At 63.1% G+C, this 20,566-nt stretch carries 24 protein-coding genes; 4 read left to right on the top strand and 20 right to left on the bottom strand.

Annotated features, from left to right (window positions below; translation table 11 throughout):
* Positions 1–42 precede the first annotated feature (42 nt).
* The 18 genes from ftsH to rcdA form a co-directional block, all read right to left on the bottom strand.
* Positions 43–1,968, bottom strand: coding sequence for an ATP-dependent zinc metalloprotease FtsH (gene ftsH, locus NKH50_RS06995; protein ID WP_352476109.1), 1,926 nt, complete (start codon positions 1,966–1,968; stop codon positions 43–45).
* A gap of 105 nt (positions 1,969–2,073) precedes the next feature.
* Positions 2,074–3,582, bottom strand: a complete 1,509-nt coding sequence (gene tilS, locus NKH50_RS06990; RefSeq protein WP_352877510.1) for a tRNA lysidine(34) synthetase TilS — start codon at positions 3,580–3,582, stop codon at positions 2,074–2,076.
* Between the two features lie 54 nt (positions 3,583–3,636).
* A complete protein-coding gene (gene ybgF, locus NKH50_RS06985; protein WP_352877507.1) occupies positions 3,637–4,752 on the bottom strand; it encodes a tol-pal system protein YbgF in 1,116 nt (371 codons plus the stop codon).
* Positions 4,753–4,940: 188 nt separating this feature from the next.
* Positions 4,941–5,447, bottom strand: a complete 507-nt coding sequence (gene pal, locus NKH50_RS06980; RefSeq protein WP_352504953.1) for a peptidoglycan-associated lipoprotein Pal — start codon at positions 5,445–5,447, stop codon at positions 4,941–4,943.
* Positions 5,448–5,676: 229 nt separating this feature from the next.
* The gene (locus NKH50_RS06975; RefSeq protein ID WP_352505151.1) at positions 5,677–6,033 is read right to left on the bottom strand and encodes a four helix bundle protein; all 357 of its coding nucleotides are present in this window, start codon (positions 6,031–6,033) and stop codon (positions 5,677–5,679) included.
* Positions 6,034–6,129: 96 nt separating this feature from the next.
* On the bottom strand, positions 6,130–7,401 hold the full coding sequence (tolB, locus tag NKH50_RS06970; protein ID WP_502896067.1) for a Tol-Pal system beta propeller repeat protein TolB: 1,272 nt from the start codon (positions 7,399–7,401) through the stop codon (positions 6,130–6,132).
* 78 nt (positions 7,402–7,479) lie between these two features.
* Positions 7,480–8,637, bottom strand: a complete 1,158-nt coding sequence (gene tolA / locus NKH50_RS06965) for a cell envelope integrity protein TolA (RefSeq protein WP_352701361.1) — start codon at positions 8,635–8,637, stop codon at positions 7,480–7,482.
* A 7-nt stretch (positions 8,638–8,644) separates the two neighbouring features.
* Positions 8,645–9,103, bottom strand: a complete 459-nt coding sequence (tolR, locus tag NKH50_RS06960; RefSeq protein ID WP_254816466.1) for a protein TolR — start codon at positions 9,101–9,103, stop codon at positions 8,645–8,647.
* Between the two features lie 9 nt (positions 9,104–9,112).
* Positions 9,113–9,823, bottom strand: coding sequence for a protein TolQ (tolQ, locus tag NKH50_RS06955; RefSeq protein ID WP_352489260.1), 711 nt, complete (start codon positions 9,821–9,823; stop codon positions 9,113–9,115).
* Positions 9,824–10,118: 295 nt separating this feature from the next.
* Positions 10,119–10,589, bottom strand: coding sequence for a tol-pal system-associated acyl-CoA thioesterase (gene ybgC, locus NKH50_RS06950; RefSeq protein ID WP_352877502.1), 471 nt, complete (start codon positions 10,587–10,589; stop codon positions 10,119–10,121).
* A 145-nt stretch (positions 10,590–10,734) separates the two neighbouring features.
* Positions 10,735–11,775: a Holliday junction branch migration DNA helicase RuvB gene (gene ruvB / locus NKH50_RS06945; RefSeq protein ID WP_023677999.1), complete on the bottom strand. Its 1,041-nt coding sequence runs from the start codon at positions 11,773–11,775 to the stop codon at positions 10,735–10,737.
* Positions 11,772–12,176 (bottom strand): type II toxin-antitoxin system VapC family toxin, encoded by a 405-nt coding sequence (locus NKH50_RS06940; RefSeq protein WP_352877498.1) that lies wholly within the window; start codon positions 12,174–12,176, stop codon positions 11,772–11,774. Before NKH50_RS06940 ends, ruvB begins: the two co-directional genes overlap by 4 nt.
* Positions 12,173–12,457: an AbrB/MazE/SpoVT family DNA-binding domain-containing protein gene (locus tag NKH50_RS06935; protein WP_352476100.1), complete on the bottom strand. Its 285-nt coding sequence runs from the start codon at positions 12,455–12,457 to the stop codon at positions 12,173–12,175. The genes NKH50_RS06940 and NKH50_RS06935 overlap by 4 nt, the downstream gene beginning before the upstream one ends.
* Before the next feature lie 67 nt (positions 12,458–12,524).
* Entirely contained in the window at positions 12,525–13,145 is a 621-nt protein-coding gene (gene ruvA, locus NKH50_RS06930; protein WP_352877495.1) for a Holliday junction branch migration protein RuvA, read from the bottom strand.
* A gap of 13 nt (positions 13,146–13,158) precedes the next feature.
* Complete coding sequence (locus NKH50_RS06925) at positions 13,159–13,581, bottom strand: type II toxin-antitoxin system VapC family toxin (protein ID WP_352877492.1); 423 nt, start codon at positions 13,579–13,581, stop codon at positions 13,159–13,161.
* Entirely contained in the window at positions 13,559–13,828 is a 270-nt protein-coding gene (locus NKH50_RS06920; protein WP_352877489.1) for an AbrB/MazE/SpoVT family DNA-binding domain-containing protein, read from the bottom strand. Before NKH50_RS06920 ends, NKH50_RS06925 begins: the two co-directional genes overlap by 23 nt.
* A gap of 56 nt (positions 13,829–13,884) precedes the next feature.
* Complete coding sequence (gene ruvC / locus NKH50_RS06915) at positions 13,885–14,397, bottom strand: crossover junction endodeoxyribonuclease RuvC (protein ID WP_352877486.1); 513 nt, start codon at positions 14,395–14,397, stop codon at positions 13,885–13,887.
* Between the two features lie 309 nt (positions 14,398–14,706).
* A complete protein-coding gene (rcdA, locus tag NKH50_RS06910; RefSeq protein ID WP_352649028.1) occupies positions 14,707–15,234 on the bottom strand; it encodes a protease adaptor protein RcdA in 528 nt (175 codons plus the stop codon).
* A 580-nt stretch (positions 15,235–15,814) separates the two neighbouring features.
* Between rcdA and NKH50_RS06905 the strand changes: the two genes are divergently transcribed.
* On the top strand, positions 15,815–16,366 hold the full coding sequence (locus NKH50_RS06905; RefSeq protein ID WP_352476095.1) for a DUF2269 family protein: 552 nt from the start codon (positions 15,815–15,817) through the stop codon (positions 16,364–16,366).
* A 40-nt stretch (positions 16,367–16,406) separates the two neighbouring features.
* On the opposite strand, the gene NKH50_RS06900 is transcribed toward NKH50_RS06905, so the two are convergent.
* Positions 16,407–17,177 carry a sulfite exporter TauE/SafE family protein gene (locus NKH50_RS06900; protein WP_254816456.1) on the bottom strand — a complete coding sequence of 257 codons (771 nt, stop codon included), beginning with the start codon at positions 17,175–17,177 and terminating at the stop codon, positions 16,407–16,409.
* Between the two features lie 95 nt (positions 17,178–17,272).
* On the bottom strand, positions 17,273–17,722 hold the full coding sequence (locus NKH50_RS06895) for an Lrp/AsnC family transcriptional regulator (RefSeq protein WP_352877483.1): 450 nt from the start codon (positions 17,720–17,722) through the stop codon (positions 17,273–17,275).
* Positions 17,723–17,854: 132 nt separating this feature from the next.
* Between NKH50_RS06895 and NKH50_RS06890 the strand changes: the two genes are divergently transcribed.
* The 3 genes from NKH50_RS06890 (at position 17,855) to NKH50_RS06880 (ending at position 20,525) form a co-directional block, all read left to right on the top strand.
* On the top strand, positions 17,855–18,739 hold the full coding sequence (locus tag NKH50_RS06890) for a DMT family transporter (protein ID WP_352877480.1): 885 nt from the start codon (positions 17,855–17,857) through the stop codon (positions 18,737–18,739).
* Between the two features lie 105 nt (positions 18,740–18,844).
* Positions 18,845–19,492, top strand: coding sequence for a thiamine phosphate synthase (locus NKH50_RS06885; RefSeq protein WP_352877478.1), 648 nt, complete (start codon positions 18,845–18,847; stop codon positions 19,490–19,492).
* Between the two features lies 1 nt (position 19,493).
* Positions 19,494–20,525: a tetratricopeptide repeat protein gene (locus tag NKH50_RS06880; protein ID WP_352877475.1), complete on the top strand. Its 1,032-nt coding sequence runs from the start codon at positions 19,494–19,496 to the stop codon at positions 20,523–20,525.
* Positions 20,526–20,566 lie beyond the last annotated feature (41 nt).

Here is a 20,566-nt window from a genome sequence, read left to right as displayed (position 1 = left end):
GAGCCCGCGGCGTTTCGAAGTCGATCTGTCCTGGGCCGGGGCCTAGCTTGACGGCTGGGGTTCCATGCCACCTTCGGGCTCGGGACCCTTCTTGCGGCGGCCGGACTTTGGTACGGCCGAGCCACGGCTCGGCGGCGTGTCGTCGCCGAGGTCGCGTGCGGGCTTATTGCCGGCGATCAGCTGCTTGATCTCCTCGCCCGACAGCGTCTCGTATTCGAGCAGGCCTTGCGCCAGCGCGATCCATTCCTTCTTTTTCTTAGTCAGGATTGACCTTGCCGTCGAATAGGCCTCGTCGATCAGCCGGCGCACTTCGGCGTCGATGATCTGCGCCGTCTCTTCCGAGATGTTCTGCGTGCGCGCCACCGAATGGCCGAGGAACACCTCCTCCTGGTTGTCGCCATAGGCGACATGGCCGAGCTTGTCGGAGAAGCCCCAGCGCGTCACCATGGCGCGCGCAAGCTTGGTCGCCTGCTCGATATCGGAGGAGGCGCCCGAGGTGATGTTCTCCTTGCCGAACTTGAACTCCTCGGCGACACGGCCGCCCATCATAATGGCAAGGCGCGAGATCATGTATTTGTAGCTCATCGAATAGCGGTCGCCTTCCGGCAGCTGCATGACCATGCCGAGTGCCCGGCCTCGCGGAATGATGGTCGCCTTGTGCAGCGGATCGGCCGACGGCACGTTGAGCGCCAGGATGGCGTGGCCGGCCTCGTGATAGGCGGTCAACTCCTTCTCGGCCTGCGTCATCGCCGACGAGCGGCGCTCGGCGCCCATCATGATCTTGTCCTTGGCGTCCTCGAATTCGGCCATGGTGACGAGGCGCTTGTTACGCCGCGCCGCCATCAGGGCGGACTCGTTGACCAGGTTCATCAGGTCGGCGCCGGAAAAGCCCGGCGTGCCGCGCGCGATCACCTTGAGGTCGACATTGGGCGCCAGCGGCACGTTGCGCACATGCACCTTCAGGATCTTCTCGCGGCCGACGATGTCGGGGTTCGGCACCACCACCTGGCGATCGAAGCGGCCCGGCCTGAGCAGCGCCGGATCGAGCACGTCGGGCCGGTTGGTGGCGGCGATCAGGATGATGCTTTCGTTGGATTCGAAGCCATCCATCTCGACCAGCAGCTGGTTCAGCGTCTGCTCACGTTCGTCATTGCCGCCGCCGAGGCCGGCACCGCGATGGCGGCCGACCGCGTCGATTTCGTCGATGAAGATGATGCAGGGCGCATTCTTCTTGGCCTGGTCGAACATGTCGCGGACGCGGCTTGCGCCGACGCCGACGAACATCTCGACAAAGTCCGAGCCCGAAATGGTGAAGAACGGCACGTTGGCTTCACCGGCGACCGAGCGGGCGAGCAGCGTCTTGCCGGTTCCGGGAGGACCGACGAGCAGCACGCCGCGCGGAATCTTGCCGCCAAGCCGCTGGAATTTCTGCGGGTCGCGCAGGAACTCGACGATCTCTTCCAGATCCTGCTTGGCTTCGTCGACGCCGGCGACGTCCTGGAAGGTGACGCGGCCATGCGCTTCGGTCAAAAGCTTGGCCTTCGATTTACCGAAGCCCATGGCACGGCCGGAACCGGACTGCATCTGGCGCATGAAGAATATCCAGACGCCGAGGATGAGGATCATCGGCAGCCAGGAGATCAGGGTGCCGAACAGCGAATTGGAGCCGTCGGATTCAGGACGCGCATTGATGGTGACGTTCTTGTCCTGCAGACGCGAAACCAGTGACGGGTCCCCAGGCGAATAGGTCTGGAAGCCGTTGGAACTGTCCGTGTAATTGCCGGAGATACGGGCGCCGGCGATGGTCACCGACTTGATCCGTCCCGCCGCGACTTCCTGCAGGAACTGCGAATAGGGGACATCGCTTGAGGCCCCACGCGTCTGCGGCGTCTGGAAAAGATTGAAGAGAGCGATGAGCAGGACCGCTATGATCGCCCAGAGCGCGAGATTGCGATAATTCGGATTCATCAATTGTCCCGTTGGCGCCGCTGGGCGGACACACGTCGTGAGAGGAAACTTGGCCCTAACATAGGGAGAGCGTCTCCCCTTGCCAAGCATAACAGCAGGTCTCGGTTAAGCTTTCGCCCGTGGTAGGCCGGCACTGTGGCCGCCGAATGGCGAGGCTGGAACCGGCGCCGCGCCAAGCAAGGCGGCGACGGCATCGGCCGGCGCCAGATCGAAGGACGGCAGGAAACGGGCGAAGGGCGCGACTGCCGGATATGCGGCGACAGCAGCCGGCATCGGGCCTTCCCCGGGCAAACCCGGGCCTTCCCCAGGCAGACCAAGGCATTCGCCATCCCGCCATAGCGCCGGCTCGGCGGCCAGGGCCGCGCGTACAAGGCTTGCCGGCGTGCCATGCCCGGCAATTGCCCGCTTTGCGGCAAGAGCCGCCCCGAGCGGTGCTACCAACAGCGGCGCGATCAACAATGCACCTGAACTGTCGCCCAATGTGATCCGTCTGCGGCCGTCCCAAAGCGCATTGTCGGAAACCTCGACAGCGGGCGGCAGATCGCGCAATTCGCGATGCAGAAAGATACCGGTACGCCGGGCATCGATCACGGTCCGCGACAATGTGGCACAAAGCGGCCCGGTGCGGAGCCGGCCGAAAAGGGCTTCGCTGCGGGCCTGGTCGGGAAGGAAGGCTGTGCCGCCGGTCGCCGCCAGCAGAATGCGCAGCGCATAAATGGCCGCCCCGCTGTCGCTTTCCGTCGCAAAATCCCGGTTGAGGCGGACTAGGCCGGCGGCTGGCCTGGAGGCCAAGCTGCGGATCAGCATGGCCGCGCGGCGTCCCAGTTGCTCACGCTCGGCCGCCACCTTTCTGGCCAGCGCTATCGCTTCAGCCACGCGTGGCGCACCATCGCCTTCGGCAAGTGCTGCGCGGACGCGCGGCCGCTCGAAAGCGGTGTCGGCATTGGTCGGATCTTCGATCCAGGCAACCTGTTCACGCCGCAGGAATTCGCGCAGTGCCTCACGCCTTACGCCGAGCAGTGGCCGCACGATCCAGTGCCGCCAGTCGTAGAGGGTTGCCGGCGCCATGCCGGCAAGACCCCGCCCTTCCTCGCGCCGCCCGTCGTCGCTTTGCCCTCCGTCACTTGGCCGCTCGTCACTTGGCCGCTCGTCACGTGCCCACTCGTCACGCGCCCACTCGTCCCGCGCCCACTCGTCCCGCGCTTGCCGCATCAGCACGGTCTCGGCCTGGTCGTCGGCGGTGTGGCCAGTCAGGATCAGGCCGATGCCTGCCGCTTCGGCGGCCTCGGCGAGCAGCCGGTATCGGGCTCCGCGCGCGGCGGCGGGCAGGCCGGTCGATGGTTTGTGCCCCGACCAAGCGAGGACGCGATGGGCAATGCCGCGCGCCGCGCACAGCCTGGCCACGGCTTGCGCTTCCGCTGCCGCTTGCGGCCGCAATCGATGATCGATCGTTACCGCCAGCAATTTCGTTGCCGGGGCGTTACGGTCGAGATGGGCTTTGAGGAGGAGGAGAAGGGCGGTCGAGTCGCTGCCGCCGGACACGGCCGCAACAGCGCCGTTGGAAAAGTCGATCCGCGAAAAATCCGAAAGGTCAGGCTCGGTGTCGAGCGTCATGCATGTCGCCCAAGCGTGGGCCCGGTTTTGCGGCAACGACACGCAACGGAAAAACTAGCACGCCGCGAGTGCCCTTTCCTGCTTGACCCGCTCCTTGAGCGCGCCGGAAATATCAGGGTAGCGCTTGCCGATCTCGCTGAAAGTGGCACAGGCCACGTCGCGCTGTTTCAGCCCGACCAGTGAAACGCCGAGCTTCAGCAGCATGTCGGGCGCCTTCTTGGCCTTGGGATAGTCCTTGCTGGCAGCGAGGAAAATCTCGGCCGCATCGCGGTATTTCTGCTGGCCGAGCAGCGATTCACCAAGCCAGTAATGCGCATCCGCCGCTTTGGCGTCCCGGGGAAAACGGGCGATGTGATCGCGGAAACCCTGTTCGGCCGTGCTGTAGTCGCCCGACAGGATGAACTGGTAAGAGTTGCGGTAAAGCTCCTCCGGGTCGTTGGTCGATGGGAGTGCCGCGACCACCGTGTCGTCGGATTTACCGGCCTTGTTGCCGGCCGCGCTGGCGCCGTTGGCTGGGGCCGTATTCTGCGACGGCGCGTTCGCCTGCGCATTGCCATCGGCTTCGACGACATTGCCGTTTTTGTCGACGGTGATGGTGCCGAACGTCTTGGGCGGCGCGCCGGGGATCAGCTTGCCGGGATCGCCGTTGGGCGATTCGATGATGACGTCCTCGACGCTTTTGCCGCCGTCTGCTGCCTTGCCCGCGTCGGCCGGAGCCTGCGTTGCCGGCGCCTCCGCCATGTTACCGTCGCCGTTGGGGCTGTCGCTGCTAGGCGCGGCCTCGGACTTCTTCTGCCCGGCCGGCTGCTGCGCGCCTTGCGGACCGCCTTCCAACTGCTGGAAACGGAATTCGTTGTCTTCCTGCTGCTTGCGGATCTGCTCCTGCATCTGCAGAACCTGGAAATTGAGTTCCTCGATCTTGCCGTTCATCTGCCGGAGCTGTTCCTCCAGCGCCGGCGTGCCGGTGCCATCCTGTTGCGCGAATTGAACCTGATCCGGCTTTTTCTTTTCGCCGAAAATGGCGGGCAGTTTGATCGTCGGCAGATGGAATGAAAAACCGCTTTGCGATGACTGCCCGGTGCCGTTTGCCCCGATACCGTCAGCAAGTGCCGCGATACTTGATACGAGCAGCAGCGCAAGCGTGCCGCTCAAGACCGATCTGAAATGCATGTGCCTCTCGCCGTGAAACCATTGTTGCGCGCCTCTCACTCGAAGTAGACCAGCCAACTGGGGACTGGCCAGACGCTCTCGGCTCTTAACAGGACGTGAGACTTCGGCCAAATTTTGTTTGGAGCGAGCAGATACGAAAAAGGCGGCCCTGCGGCCGCCTTTCGCACCAAGTGTTGCATTTTTGCCGATCAGGAGCCGGCGCCGCTCAGTGTGGTCACGGCGCGGCGGTTCTGCGACCAGCAGGAGATGTCGTCGCAAACCGCGACCGGACGCTCCTTGCCGTAGGAAATAGTCTTCAGGCGCTGTGCCGAAACCCCTTTGGCAACCAGGAAGTCGCGGGTGGCGGCAGCACGGCGGGCTCCGAGCGCCAGATTGTATTCGCGCGTGCCGCGCTCGTCGGCATGGCCTTCGATGACGATGGCATACTGCTTGTACTGGTTCAGCCACTGCGCCTGGCGCGACAGCGTCGTCTGCGCGTCGGCGCGGATCGATGACGAATCGGTGTCGAAGAAGATGCGGTCGCCGATATTGACGGTAAAGTCCTGGGCCGACCCGGGCGTTGCCGCGCCGGCGCCGTTGAGTCCGAGATCGGCGGCGCTGTTCGGCGTCTTCTTCGAGGCGCAACCGGTGATCGCGAGCATCGCGACGAGCGCGATCATGACCGGGTTTGTGGTAAGTGCTGCGATACGGCCCATGCCGCCTCTCCTTCGCAATTCGAGTGATTTCATTGATCGTCCAGTAACCACGTTTGGGTTAACCGACGCTCAAGAAACACGGTTAAAATTTGGTTTCGGCTGCCGTCCGCAACCGTTCTGCCGAGGGCTACTCAAGGGCGACAATGAGCGCGGACCGTAGGCGGAAATGCGGCCAAAACATGAAAAGAGGGAATTGAGGAGTTGAGGAATTGAGGAATTGAGGAAGAGATCACCTCAGCTTCTCTCTGAGATTGACCAGCATTCCATAGACGCGGGCATAGGATTGCAACCAATCGTCGCGTTGCGCCTGTGTGATGTACTCGAGGTCGAACGCATACGAAATCCAGGTCTCCACTTCACTGCACGATCCTATGGCCATCGAAGTGAACCGTGCGAATTCGGGCTTGGAGTGGGTCTGTTTGGCAAAGCCTTCGGCCAAATTGGCGCAGATCGCCTTGCTGGAACGACGTAGTTGATCGGCGAGCGCGTATTGCTCCATTTTCGGAAAGGCAAGCGTGGCTCTGTGTACCCCAAGGGAAACCGCATAGGCACGCTTATAGACTTCTAAATCCCTCGCGTGCTCGATGTGACCTCTGCCTTCTCCATTCTTCAGTTCTTCAACTCTTCAGTTCTTCAACTCGTCAGTTCGTCAGTTCTTCAATTCCTCAATTCCTCTTCCCGCCTATTCCAGCAGCGGCGACCAGGCCGGATCCGAGGCGAAGTTCGCCGTCGGGATCGGCTGTTCGTTGCGGCCGGTGAGATCGACCGAAACAAGTTTTGGTCCGCCATTGGAATCACGGAAGAACATCAGCACCCGGCCGTTGGGTGCCCAGGTCGGCCCTTCCTGCTGAAAGCCGGTAGACAGGATGCGCTCACCCGAACCGTCGGTGCGCATGACGCCGATCTGGAATTCGCCGCCGGTCTGCTTGGTGAAGGCGATGAGATCGCCGCGCGGCGACCATACCGGCGTCGAATAGACGCCGTCGCCGAACGAGATGCGGGTCTGGCCCGAGCCGTCGGCGCCCATCACATAGATCTGCGCGCGGCCGCCGCGATCCGAGGTGAACACCACCTTGCTGCCGTCAGGCGAGTAGGACGGTGAGGTGTCGATGGCGGTCGAGTTGGTAAGCCTGGTCGTCGAGCGGCTTCTCAGGTCCATGGCGAAGATGTTGGAATTGCCGTCATCGCGCAGCAGGCTCATGATCACCTTCTGGCCGTCGGGCGAAAAGCGCGGCGCAAACGTCATGCCGGGGAAATTGCCGACCAGCTCGCGCTGCCCCGTCTCGATCTGCAGCAGGTACACCCGCGGCTGACCGCTTTCATAGGACATGTAGGTGATTTCCTGCCGGTTCGGCGAGAAGCGCGGCGTCAGCACGATCGATTTGCCGTTCGAGAGATAGCGGACGTTGGCGCCGTCCTGGTCCATGATGGCAAGCCGCTTCTTGCGCGCATTCTTGGCACCGGACTCGTCGATGAAGACAACGCGCGTGTCGAAATAGCCCTTCTCGCCGGTCAGCCGCTCGTAGATCGCATCGGCGATGATATGGGCGACGCGCCTGGTATTGGCGTCGTTGGCGAAGAACTGCTCGCCCGACATCTGCTGGCCGGCAAAGGTGTCCCACAGCCGGTACTGGGCGCGGATGCGGCCGTCAGCCTCCTTGCCGACGCTGCCGGTGACCAGCGCCTGCGCATTGATCACCTTCCAGTCTTCGAAGCGCGGCGTGGCATCCGGGCTCGAGATCTTTTCAATGAAAGCGCTTTTGTCGATCGGCGCGAACAGGCCGGAGCGTTTCAGGTCGGCACTGACGATGCCGGAAATCTCGGCGCCGAGCGCATCGCCGCCCTGGAAGTCCGTGATGGCGATCGGCAACGGCTCGACATTGCCCTTATTGACGTTGAGCTCAACGAGCGCCCGCGCCGGCAGGGTGACGGCAACGGTCATACCCAGCGCCATCGCTGCGATCGTCAGGAGCGGCTTGAGGATGGATTTCATGTCTTCTCGCTTCTTTCGCTGATTCTGTGAGCGCCGGGCCTAAAGACCGAGCATCTCCCTGGGGTCGAAAGTGACCCGAACGTCGGACCAGATGTCTTGCTTGCCCGCCGGAACCTGCAGGCCGGCCATGTCGCATTTCTGAACCGCCCGCACTGCACTTTCGTCAAACGGGCGGTTTCCGCTCGATTTTTCGACAGTAGGCCGGCCATCCAGCTTGCCGGAGGCGTCCAGGTTGAACTGGATCACAGCCACGAAATTCTCCGAACCCTCGACCCCTACCGGCAGGGTCCAGCAATTACTAAGCTGGGCCTCCAATGCCCCCTGCTCCGATTTCGAAAGCTTCTGGCCCTGATCCTTGTCGCCGCCGAGCGATGCTTGCTGGGTCGAGCGCTTGGCGCCGCCGCCGGACGGCTTCCGCTTGTCGAGCAGAGCCGAAATCTCGTCGGCGTTGAACTGCTTGTCTTCAGATTTCGGCCTGGACGAGGCTTCCTTGACCGGCTTGTCGGCATCCTTGCGCTCGGGCGCCTTGGCGCTTTCGGCCTGGGCCGGCTGCGGCTTCGGCCGAGCCTCGGGTGCTGGCGCCGAGTCCGGAAGCTGCGCCTCCTCGGTCGGCGGTTGCTTGGCAATCGCCTCGGCGACGGCATCCGGCTTGACCTCGGGCTGCGGATCGATCGCGGCAGTCTTGTCCTGCGGCGGCGTGGGCGTCGGCTCCTTCGCCGGCGTCGGCTTGGGCTCGGTCTGCTTGACCGGTTCGGGCTTGACCTCTTCCTTCGGCTGCGGCACCGGCGCCACCTCCGTAGCGGGAATAGGCTTCGGCTCTTCCTTCGGCTTCGGCACGTCCTCGGGTTTGGGCTTTTCGACCGGCGTCGGCGCTGGTGGCGGAGCCGCCGTCATGTCGACTGGCTGAGGCTTGGGCTCAGGTGTCGGCGGCTTTTCGGTGTCGACGCTATTATCGCCGACTTTCTGGGCATCGGGAACGATGTCGGGACGCTGTGTCGGCAGCGGCGCCGGCTTGTCATGCATCACAGACTTCTTGTCGCCTTGCAGGACCTGTGCCGTCGCTTCCATCGGCACGATCTCGACCGACACCGATTCCGCATCGGACGCAGGCATCGCGGGCGGCGAGGACAAGGTGAACAGCCCGAAGGCAATCGCCACCGCATGCAAGATCACCGATGTGGTGAGGCCGGTCCTCATCTTGCGTCTACTGATCCTGTTCCTGCAGTGAAACCAGGCCGATATTCTTGTAGCCGGCAGCCGAGATGCGGGCCATCACCTTCATGGCCGTGCCGTAATCCGTCGCCTTGTCACCTCTGATGAAAATGCGCTCGTCATAGCCCGTCTTCGAGATCGCCTGCAGCTTCGCCACCAGCTCCTCGATAGGGATCTCGGTTTCCTGGAGGTAAATCTGACCGGCCGGGTTGATGGACACGGTTATAGGCTGCGTATCGGCGTTCATCGCCTTGGCCTGCGTATCCGGCAGGTCGATCGGCACGCCGACCGTCAGCAGCGGCGCCGCGACCATGAAGATGATCAGCAGCACCAGCATCACGTCGACCATCGGCGTGACGTTGATCTCCGATATCAAGGCGTGATGGCGGCCGCGCCGCCGGTGGCCGCGCCCACCGCGTCCTCCGCCACCTGCGCTTACGGACATTCCCATGATCGTTCCTCAGGCCTTCTGCGCGACTTTTTCATCGATTTGGCGCGAGAGTATGGCGGAGAACTCATCCGCGAAGCCTTCCATGCGCACCGCGATCTTGCTCGCGTCCGACGACAGCTTGTTGTAGGCGATGACGGCCGGGATGGCGGCGAGCAGGCCGATGGCTGTCGCCAGCAGCGCTTCGGCGATGCCGGGCGCGACCACCGACAGGCTGGTGTTCTTCGAGGCGGCGATCGCCTGGAACGAGGTCATGATGCCGATCACGGTGCCGAACAGGCCGATGAAGGGCGCCGCCGAGCCGGTGGTGGCGAGAAACCCGAGCCGCCCTTCCAGCTTTTCCATTTCGCGGGTCAACGCCAGATCCATTGCCTTGTCGATGCGGGTCTGCAGGCCGAGCGGCGATTTCGCGCCCTTCTCGAAGCTTTTCTTCCATTCGCGCATGGCGGCGACGAAGATCGCGCTCATGCCGGTCGTCTTGCGGTCGGCGAGCGTGCGGTAAAGCTCTTCCAGCGACTGTCCCGACCAGAACACCTGCTCGAAGCGGTTGAGCGCCAGCCGCATGCGGGCATAGGCGACGAGCTTGTCGACGATGATCGCCCAGGTCCAGATCGAGGCGCAGAGCAAGCCGATCATGACCAGCTTGACCACCCAACCGGCCTGCATGAACAAGGCCCAAATCGATAAATGCGCGCCCGGGTCGGCGAGAGCGATGTTTTCCATGTTACGTCCTTAAAGATTTTCCGGGCGTGGCTGGCGGCTGGCCCATGGGCATCCCTTGTGATCCGTTCGCGTTAAGCTTGCGGAATAACCCCAAATGCACCGTTGGCGGCCTTTTCGGGGCAAATATTGGTGAAAGGAAGGCGCTTGGATTCTCCCAATCTTAACCAATCCCTTCATGGACCGTTATGGTTAAGGATGGGTTATGACGTACAGCGCGGCGCATTGCCGCGCCCCGACGAGCCGCCCGGCGATCCTCGCCCCGATCAGGAGTTCCGGATCGTCCGCCTCTGAGCCCTTATTTGCGCGTTCTGGGCGTGAAGGCTGCGATCCAGTCCTTGGGAAAGCGCCGCGGCCGCCCGTTCTCGCCTACAATCGCCGCTTCGACACGCGCCTCGACCAGCACTTCGCTGCCGCGCTTCAACTGTTGCGCCATGACGATGCGGGCGCCGGAAATCTCGTCGGTGCGCGTATCGATGGTCAGGATGTCGTCCATGCGGGCCGAACCGCGGAAGTCAATCTCCATGCGCCGCACTACCCAGACTATTCTCTCGCCATGCTTGCCGTCGGCAAGCTCGGTGTGGTGGACGCCGGCCAGCCGCAGATAGTCGGAACGGCCGCGCTCGAAGAATTCGAGATAGCGCGCGTGGTAGACGACGCCGGAAAAATCGGTGTCTGCATAATAGACCCGCGCCATCAATCGATGGCCGAATTCCGTCAGCGCGCCGGAAAGCCCGGCGGACAATGCCGATTCACCGTGATCGTCCATTGCGCTGTCCTTTTGGTCCCGACGAGCATCTGTTTTGGCACCACCTGTTTTGCGCATAGACCGGCGATGATCAAGACCTGGAGGGCGGAGCTGTTCTCGCTGGCAGTGTTGCTGTTTCCGGGACTATCGGCAACGAAGCCGCAAGCTAGGGCTCTTCCTGGAACAGGCTGATCTGCTGCTGCGCCAGGTCCTTCGGCGCGTCGAGGCCGAGATGCCGCCAGGCATTGGCCGCCAGCACGCGGCCGCGCGGGGTACGCATGATGAAGCCTTGCTGGATCAGAAAGGGTTCGATGATGTCCTCGATGGCATCGCGTGGCTCGGAAAGCCCGGCTGCGATGGTCTCGATGCCGACCGGCCCGCCGCCGAAATTCCGGGCGATCATCGACAGATAACGGCGGTCGAGCGCGTCGAGGCCGAGCCCGTCGACCTCCAGCCGCGTCAGCGCCTCGTCGGCGACCTTGCGGTCGACATGACCGTCACCGGCAACGCTGGCGAAGTCGCGCACCCGGCGCAACAGCCGGCCGGCGATGCGCGGCGTGCCGCGCGCGCGCCGGGCGATCTCCAAGGCACCGTCGTCGCCGAGCGGCATGGCAAGGATGCGGGCGCCGCGCCGCACGATCTGCTCGAGTTCCTCGACCGAATAGAAATTGAGCCGCACCGGAATCCCGAAACGGTCGCGCAGCGGGTTGGTCAACAGGCCGAGCCGGGTGGTGGCGGCGACGAGCGTGAAGCGGGCCAAGTCGATCTTGACCGAACGCGCCGCTGGTCCCTCGCCGATGATCAGGTCGAGCTGGAAATCCTCCATCGCCGGATAGAGGATTTCCTCGACCGCCGGGTTGAGCCGGTGGATCTCGTCGATGAACAGCACGTCGCGGTCTTCGAGATTGGTGAGCAACGCCGCCAGATCGCCGGCCTTGGCGATGACCGGACCCGAGGTCGAGCGGAAATTGACGCCGAGCTCGCGCGCCATGATCTGCGCCAGCGTCGTCTTGCCGAGGCCGGGCGGGCCGACGAACAGCACATGGTCGAGCGCTTCGCTGCGGCCCTTGGCGGCCTCGATGAAGACTTTGAGATTGGCCCGCACCGCAGCCTGGCCGACGAAGTCGCCGAGCGTCTGCGGCCGCAAGGTCTGCTCGGCGTCCTCGCCGCGTCTGTCGGGAGCAATTAGGCGTGGCGAAAGGCTCATGCGAGCAGTTCCATACCGGGAATGGCCTTGGCAGCGCGCTGATCGAAGGTGACCGTGTGCGAGCAACCTAATTTTCGATTGTGTTCCGCAATCAACGCGTCGGCAAAGTCGACCTGCACTGAATTCGATCGCTCGAGCGCGATGACGATGGCATCGAAGTCTTCGAACTCCAGCGTCTTGATCTTGAGCAGCCTCTGGATCGCGGCCAATACTTGTTCCTTTGGCTGCCTGTAGCGCGAAGCCAACGACCAGCTGAATTCGACCAGCACCATCAAACTCACGAAGCCGGGCATTTTCAAACTAAGGCCGCTGCCGAACGCAAGCGCCTTTGCCCGCTGCTCCGGATCATCATTGAGCACCATGCGAAGCAGAACGTTGGTATCGATGCCGATCGACGTCAAGCGGGACCCTCTTGTCCGTCATTTGATCTATCCCCGACAACATGCCGGCCGACTGCATCCCGCACAGCGGCGTCGATTTCCTCCAGCGTAGCGGGACCGCCAGGCGGATCTCCCAAGAATCCGGCGAGGTCGGCAAATCCGAGGTTGCGCGGCGTTCCGATCAGGTAACCATCCATGACCGTCCAGGCGATCGTATCGCCCGTCTTGAGCGACAAGGCGTCGCGGACGTCCTTTGGAATCGTGAGCTGTCCCTTGGAGGTCAGACTGGCATATGCGCCCATATTCTTACTCCTGGAGAAAATTCTTACCGATCACATAGTAGTTGGAATTTCACTTTCCAGCAACGTCTCACCGTGCGAGCTCCTTCAGCCCGAAGCGGATCAGCTTCGATGCGTCCGCCTCCTCACCTGCCGCCTTCAGCGCCGCTGCGACTGCATTGGCGGCGGTGTCGCGCGAATAGCCGAGATTGACCAGCGCCGAGACGGCGTCGGTGATCGGCGCCGAGGCAACGCCCTCACCGAGCTCCTGCTTCAGGCCGATGGTGCCGGAGGCAGTGCCTGCATAGGCCGGCGCCTTGTTCTTCAACTCGGTGACGATGCGCTCGGCGACCTTCTTGCCGACGCCGGGCGCACGGCTGACCATGGCGATATCGCGCAACGCAATCGCATTGGCGAGATCGGCCGGCGCCAGCGTCGACAGGATTGCCAGCGCCACCTTGGCGCCGACGCCCTGCACATTGTTCATCAACAGCCGGAACCACTCGCGCTCCAGCACCGACTGGAACCCATAGAGCCGCAGCATGTCCTCGCGCACATAGGTCTCGATGAACAGCACGACCGCCTCGCCCGGCCGCGGCAACCCGGCAAGCGTGCGCGCCGAGCAATAGGCGACGTAGCCGACGCCATGCACGTCGACGATGCAGAAATCCTCGTCGATCTCGTCCAGCGTGCCTTTTAGCTTGCCGATCATTTGAGCTTGCCGATCATGCCGGGTGGGTTTCCGGAGAGATGATATCGAGGTCCGGGAAGTAGCCGCGATAGCGCGCGGCATCGCGCGTCAGCAGCCGATGCCCGGCGACAACTGCATGGGCGCCGATAAAGAAATCCGGCGAGGTTCGTTCGCGAATGCCGCCGGCGCGGCGATAGCGCGAGTGCGTGACACCAGCGAGGAAGGCTGCTTCCCACGGCAGGAATTCGCGATCCATCTTGAGCATGTCGGCTGCTTGGCCAAGGGCCTGTTCGGTCGCAATCAACGGCGCGAGTTCGGACCAGACGATTGCATTGATTACGAGTGCGCCGTCGCGCCGGCATGCGGTAATCGCGGATGCCGACCATTTCGTCTCCCGTCCGGCAGGACCCCAAACGTCGATCAGGACATTTGTGTCAATCAATGTCGAGATCTTCACGTGGGCCCCTCAGCCATTCCATATATTCGTCCGCCGTCATGTCTCCCAGATCCAGCGTACCGGCCATACGATCGAGCATCTGGCTGAATCTGCGCGAGGCTTCCTCCTCCGACATGTTTTCGTCGACGGCTATGACACGAGCCCCGTCCTCGGTGGGGACGAACTCCACCTCCGAGCCCGGGCCGATACCCAGATGATCCCGTATTTCCTTCGGGATGGTCACTTGGCCCTTGGTGGTAACGCGCATGGTAATACCTCGTTGGTATTACTTATAGCCCTCTGGAGAACAAGTCAAGAACATACTTATCCGGCCAGCGCCGCCATCCTGTAGGCGATGCTCTGCCGGTGATGCGCGTGACAGATGGCGATAGCCAGCGCGTCGGCGGCGTCATCGCTGTCGAAAGTCGCCTTCGGCATCAGCACCTTGACCATCATGTGGATCTGCTTCTTGTCGCCATGGCCGACGCCGATTACCGCCTTTTTGACGGCGTTTGGCGCATATTCGGCAACGACAAGGCCGGCACGCGCCGGCACCAGCATGGCGATGCCGCGCGCCTGGCCGAGTTTGAGCGTGGCTGCGGCGTCCTTGTTGACGAAAGTTTGCTCGACCGCCGCCTCGTGCGGCATCCCGGCATGCAGGATCTCGGCGAGCCCGTCATGCAATTGGCAAAGACGCAGCGCCAGGGCGGCCTTGTCGTCGGACCGCACCGTGCCGGAAGCGACGAAGCGCAGCGAATTGCCGAGGCTTTCGACGATGCCCCAGCCGGTGCGCCTCAGCCCCGGATCGATGCCGATGATGCGAATCGCTTCCCCCATCCGCCAACTTTACCCCTGGTAGACAGCGATGCCAGCGAAATGTGAACAAACCAGAAACGAGGGCTCGTCATGTCCAGAGAGCCTCTGAAACCGTTTTCGAAAGTCGCCCGGCGAGTCATATCGTGGTGGTTTCGAGAACCGGAGCGCAGCGGACATTTTGGGTCCGTGAGCCCACGCGTGATCCCGAGGGATCATCCGCAATTAAAGTGCTGCAGCGTCCTTTGCGTGTCCAAAAGGACGCGCGGCGCTGCAGGTAAGCGGAGAAGACGCCGCCAGATGGCCGCTGGAGTAGAGTTTCCAAACGGTCTCTCAGCCGCGGGCGAAAGCCGTGTTGAGCAGCGTGATCTGGTCGGACACCGGATTGACGCGACGGCTCGACGGCGGCACCTCGGCGAGGCTGCCATAGATCTCCTCGTCCATGCGGCGCACCAGCGCCTGCAGGCGCAGCGAGCGGTTGACGAGGTCGGTGAAATCGTTCGGCAGTTCGGCCCAGCCGGGCGCCTCCTCATGCGCCGAGGCGGTGTCGAGACGCACCTTGGATTTTTCTGAGGCCACCTGATCGCGGGTCATCTCGCCGGAATTCGCCGCCCGCTGCAAAAGCAGCCACGAGGCGACCTGCATCAGCCTGGTGGTCAGCCGCATCGATTCGGCCGCATAAAGCGTCGCCGCCGGCCTTGACAGCTTCTTGGCCTCGGCGCGGCCCTTGCCGTCGAGATACTCGGCCGCCTGCTCGACCAGGCCCATGCCTTCCTGATAGAGCGGCTTGAAGGATTGGGAGAAAACCCGGCGCTCCGCCAGTTTGATGGTTTTCGCGCCAGCCTTCGAAGGCTCGTTCATTGCTACGCCCCTGCACTTGCCTCAAAGCCGGCCGATTCGGCTCTTGGTCTGCCACATCCGGCAGCCTAAACGACTGAAGCTTGAAAATGCGCTTCGCTGCCGGCGAAGGCAAGCACATGTTTAACAAACGGTTAACGGCCGCATTTAGCCGCTAGACGTCCATTCCTGCGAACAAAAAAAGAGCCGCGGATAAGGCGGCTCTCAGGAGTTTAACAGGGAGGCGTCAAACAAAGTGGCTCCAACCACTCGGTAAGAATCCAGATCACTGGATGGACATAGTAAACGCCTGTAAAGCTTAACGAAGCCTTAACGCAGCGCATAATTTTCGATCAAGGGCCCGGCATCTGTGCCGTAACAGCACAGCTGACCGGCCAGGGCGGCGTTCACACCACTGGCTGGAAGCGGGGGCGACCCGCTTGCGCCATGGTTCTTCCAGATCGTGACCGACATACCGAAACAAAGCGGCACTGCGCGCGACATCGTTCCGAAACAGGCGACGCGCTAAACGCCGCGCTCCTCGCAACGAGGCGGAGCAAACCTTGCGCTCTGGCAATCATGAAAATCTCTCAAGGAGCGAACAATGGACTGGTACTCGGTCGTCAAATTTCTGCACATCGTCTCGGCGATCCTCTGGGTCGGCGGCGGCTTCACGCTGATGCTGCTTGCGGTACGCGCCGACCGTGCCGGAAACGTCGAAGGCATGCTGCAGGCGATGCGCGCCACCGGCGAGCTCGGTAACCGGTTCTTCGCGCCGATGTCGATGCTGACATTGCTCTTCGGCCTCATCATGTGCGGCTTCTGGGTCGGCTTTTCCGATCTGTGGGTGCTGATCGGCCTTGCCGGTTATGCGACGACCTTCTGCATCGGAATGTTCGTCTTCAAGCCGACTGCCGACCGCATGGCAGGCATGATCGCCAAGGATGGCGTGACGCCGGCAGTGCTTGCCCAGGGCCAGCGCGTCCTCAATGCCGCGCGCTTCGACTATTCGGTGATGCTGGTGATCATCGCAGACATGGTGCTGAAGCCGACGCTGCACGACATCACCATTCTGGGCTGCATGGCGTTCGTGCTGGCAACTGGCGTTGCCCTGGCGCTTGGCAGGACGCGGCCGCTGCTGCCGAGTGCCGCCTGAGGTTTAAGGAATCCGGCGGCGGCCGACTGGGGCCGCCGTCTTACAGAAGGCCGGCGATGCCGTCCCACAGAAGCTTGACCGCGACGACCGCTACGGTCGCATAGGTAAAGGGATAGAACAGTTCCGGCTGCATCCGCCGCACCAGCCAGGCGCCGGCGATTGTCGACAGCGGCGCCAGCGGCATCAGCACCGCCGACGCGGTCAAATTGGTGGTGTCGAACTGGCCGAGCGCGAAATAGGGGATGAGCTTCAGCGCATTGGTGACGGCGAAGAAGATCGCCGCGGTGCCCGACAGCACCTTCGGATCGAGCCTGATCGGCAGTGCATAGACCTGAAAAGGCGGGCCGCCGACATGGGCGACGAAGCTGGTGAACCCGGCAACGGTACCCCAGAAGCCGGCGGCGACGCGGTTGGGCTCCGCTGCGTGGCCGGCACCGTGGCGGAGTTGCAAATAGAGCCAGCGCAGCACGAAGATCAAGGCAACCGCGCCGACGATCAGCCGCACCATCTCTTCGGTTACAAGTGCCGCCGTCAGCCAGCCGAGGGCGATGCCGATCACGGCGCCCGGCATCATGTCGGCCAGCATCTTGCGGTCGAAGATGCCCCACCATGTCCACACCGAGACAATGTCCATCAGGCACAGAATTGGCAGAAGGATTGCGGCAGCCTGAACCGGCGGCATGGTCAGCGCCATTAACGGCACGCCGACAAAACCGACGGCGCCGCCGAAGCCGCCTTTCGACAGGCCGACGAGGATGACGGCCGGAATGGCCGCGGCATAGAACCAGGGATCGACGAGCAGGCCTGACATGAGGGAAAGGAGGCTGGAGGGAAAGTGACCTCTGGAATAGACCAGAAATGATCGGACCGCGACCGCAAATATGTGGACCACGGCACCGAAACCCGTCACATGTTTGGCATGTCGAGCGGCGGCGGGCGTCTCCGGATCGGCTGCGCCTTGATGATGGCGGTGCTGGTTTCGGCCTTGTCGGCGATGCGGTCGAGAATCCCGTCGAGCTCGCCGATCGAGCGGACGAACAGCCGGGCAACGAAGCAGTCATCGCCCGTCACCTTGTCGCATTCGCCGAATTCCGGGATTTCCCCGATCAGCTTCTGGACGATGTGCAGCTTGCCCGGCAATGGCCGGATGCGAACGATCGCCTGCAAGGCGTAGCCGAGCGCCTGCGGATCGACGTCGATGGTGAACGCGCGGATAACGCCGCGATCCTCAAGCCGCCGAAGCCGCTCCGAAACGCTTGGCGACGACAACCCGACCTGCAGCGCCAGTTCCTTCAGCGAGGTCCGTGAATCCTTGACCAGGATATCGAGGAGCTTTCTGTCGAGATCGTCCAGCATTTTGCAATTCCAGGGAAAGAGCGATGTTTGCCTAATTTAATGAGGCTTGCCCTGCATATCACCAGCTGCAAGTCATGGAAAGACCCGATCCGCCGTGGGATTATCAAATCGCAACGGGTTTCAGGAGCATCCATGGACAACACGGTACGCGGCACGATCGAAATGACGGCGGCGATGGCGATCCTCGGCACGATCGGCTGGTTCGTCGTCCTTTCCGGCCAGCCCATCATGGACGTGGTGTTCTGGCGCTGTGCTTTCGGGGCGGTAACGCTGCTGATCATCTGCGCGGCGCTGGGACTGCTGCGCGGCAGGCTGTCGCTTCGCATTGTCGCGATCGCGGCTCTCGGCGGTGCTGCCATCGTTATCAACTGGCTGTTGCTGTTCAGCGCGTTTTCCCGCGCGTCGATCTCGATCGCCACGGCTGTCTACAACACGCAGCCCTTCATGCTGGTCGGTTTTGGCGCGCTCTTCTTCTCCGAACGGCTGACGGTGACCAAGCTGACCTGGCTCGGCATCGCCTTTGCCGGCATGCTGCTGATCGTGCAGGCCGCGCCCGATGCAGGCAATCATGGCACGGACTACTTTACCGGCATTGCGATGGCGCTGGCCGCGGCTTTCTTCTGGGCCGTTGCGGCTATCGTCACCAAGAAGCTCAAAGGCACGCCGCCGCACCTGATCGCCCTGATCCAGGTCTGCGTCGGCGTTCTCATGCTGGCACCCTTCGCCGATCTCACCCACCTTCCCGCCGATGCGCGGAGTTGGGTCATGCTGGCGACACTCGGCATCGTCCATACCGGCCTGATGTACATCCTCATGTACGGCGCCATCCAGAAGCTGCCGACGCATCTGCAGGGATCGCTGTCCTTCATCTATCCCGTCGTCGCCATCCTCGTCGACGTGGTCGCTTTCGGCCATCGTCTGCAGCCGGCGCAGATCGTCGGCGCCGCCGCCATCCTGGTCGCCGCCGCCGGCATGAACCTCGGCTGGTCGCTGTGGAAATCGAAAGTGCCAGCCTAGAGCTCGCAAGCGACCCCCTGCCGCCTGTTCAACTCCCGCACTTTGCTCTATGCCGCAATGCAACCATCTTCGCCCGGCATAGGCGATAACCGGGACCGAACACCAATGAATGACGCAACGCCGCCCAACCGCTGCCGTATCGTGCTGATCGCGCCGCCGAACGTGCCCGCCGAGCGCATCGCCGCGGCCTTCGCCGGCGGTGACGTCGCCTCGCTTATCCTGCCGGAAAACGGTATGGACGAGGCCGCCTTCCAGGCCTTTGCCGAGCAGATCGTGCCGGTGGCGCAAGCGGCCGGCATTGCCGTCATCATTGCCGGCGACACCCGCATCGCCGGCCGTGTCCAGGCCGACGGCATCCATGTCGAGGTCGGCAAGGACGAGCTCGCCGAAACGATCGAACACTTCCAGGCCAGGATGATGGTCGGCACCGGCGGCGCCAAGACCCGCGACGATGCGCTGGAACTCGGCGAGGTCAGGCCTGATTACATTTTCTTCGGCCGCTTCGGCTACGACAACAAGCCTGAGCCGCACCCGCGCAACCTGTCGCTCGGGCAATGGTGGGCGGACGTGATCCAGATCCCTTGCATCGTCATGGCCGGATCGGATCTTGCCTCGGTGGAAGCGGTCGCCGCCACCGGCGCTGAATTCGTGGCGCTGTCCAGCGCCGTCTTCGCCGAGGACGTCGATCCGAAGATGGCGGTCGCCGCCGCCAACGCGCTGCTCGACGAAACCGCGCCGCGCTTCGAGGACTGACGTGCTCTCGCGGAAAATCCTTTTCAGCGCCTTTCTCACAACGGCCGTGACGCAGGCGATAGCGGCGGAACCCGTTCCGCTGCCGCAGCCCAGGCCGGATTCCAGAGAACCTGCCGACAAGCCCATCGCCGCACAATTGCCGCAGCCCGCCACCACCACCCCGTTGCCGTCGGCCGACACCATCAACCCCGACCGCTTCGGCGCAAAGCCGTCCGACGCTGCCTACGGCGCCTTTCAACGCGGACTCTACAAGACGGCCTACAACCTTGCGCTCTCCCGTGCTCAAAACGGCGATCCGGCGGCACAGACGCTGGTGGCCGAGATATTGTCGCGCGGCCTCGGCGTGCCGGTCGACGCGGCTGGGGCGGCGAAGTGGTATGCGCTTGCCGCCGAGCAGGGCGTGCCGGAATCGCAATTCCAGTATGCCCTGATGCTGCTCGACGGCCGCTACGTCAAAAAGGACGAGAAGGAAGCCTATGCGCTGATGCAGGCCGCCGCCGAGGCCGGCAACCGCCTGGCGCAGTTCAATTTTGCGCAGCTGATGGTCGAACAGGAGCCCGGCGATGCCGGTATTGCCAAAGCGGTATCCTATTACGAGCGCGCTGCCGCGACCGGGCTTGCCGACGCACAATATGCGATGGCACAGGTCTACGCCAATGGCGCCGGCGGCAAGCCGCGCGACGACGTCCGCGCCCGCGGCCTGCTGGCACAGGCCGCGCGGCAGAACTACGACACCGCACAGATCGATCTCGCCACCTGGATGATCGAGGGGCGCGGCGGTGCCCGCGACCTGAAATCCGGCTTCAACTGGATGAAGCAGGCCGCAGAAGGCGGCAATGTCGCCGCCCAGAACCGTCTCGCCAAGCTCTACATGAACGGCATCGGCACCGATCCGGATCTGATCCTAGCCGGCGCCTGGTATGTTGTCGCCCGCCGCGCCGGGCTCATCGACCAAGAGATGGACGATTTCCTGCAGGGCCTGACCGACGAGCAGACGCAGCAGGCGCTGCAACGGGCCAACCGCCTGCCCTGACCGCGGTCTCGCGACTCATCGCACCGGGCTCGTCAGGCGGG

Origin of the sequence: Mesorhizobium sp. M1027 (assembly GCF_040318745.1) — a bacterium.
In the GTDB taxonomy this organism is placed as follows: Bacteria; Pseudomonadota; Alphaproteobacteria; order Rhizobiales; family Rhizobiaceae; genus Mesorhizobium.
This window is presented reverse-complemented; position numbering and strand designations above follow the sequence as displayed.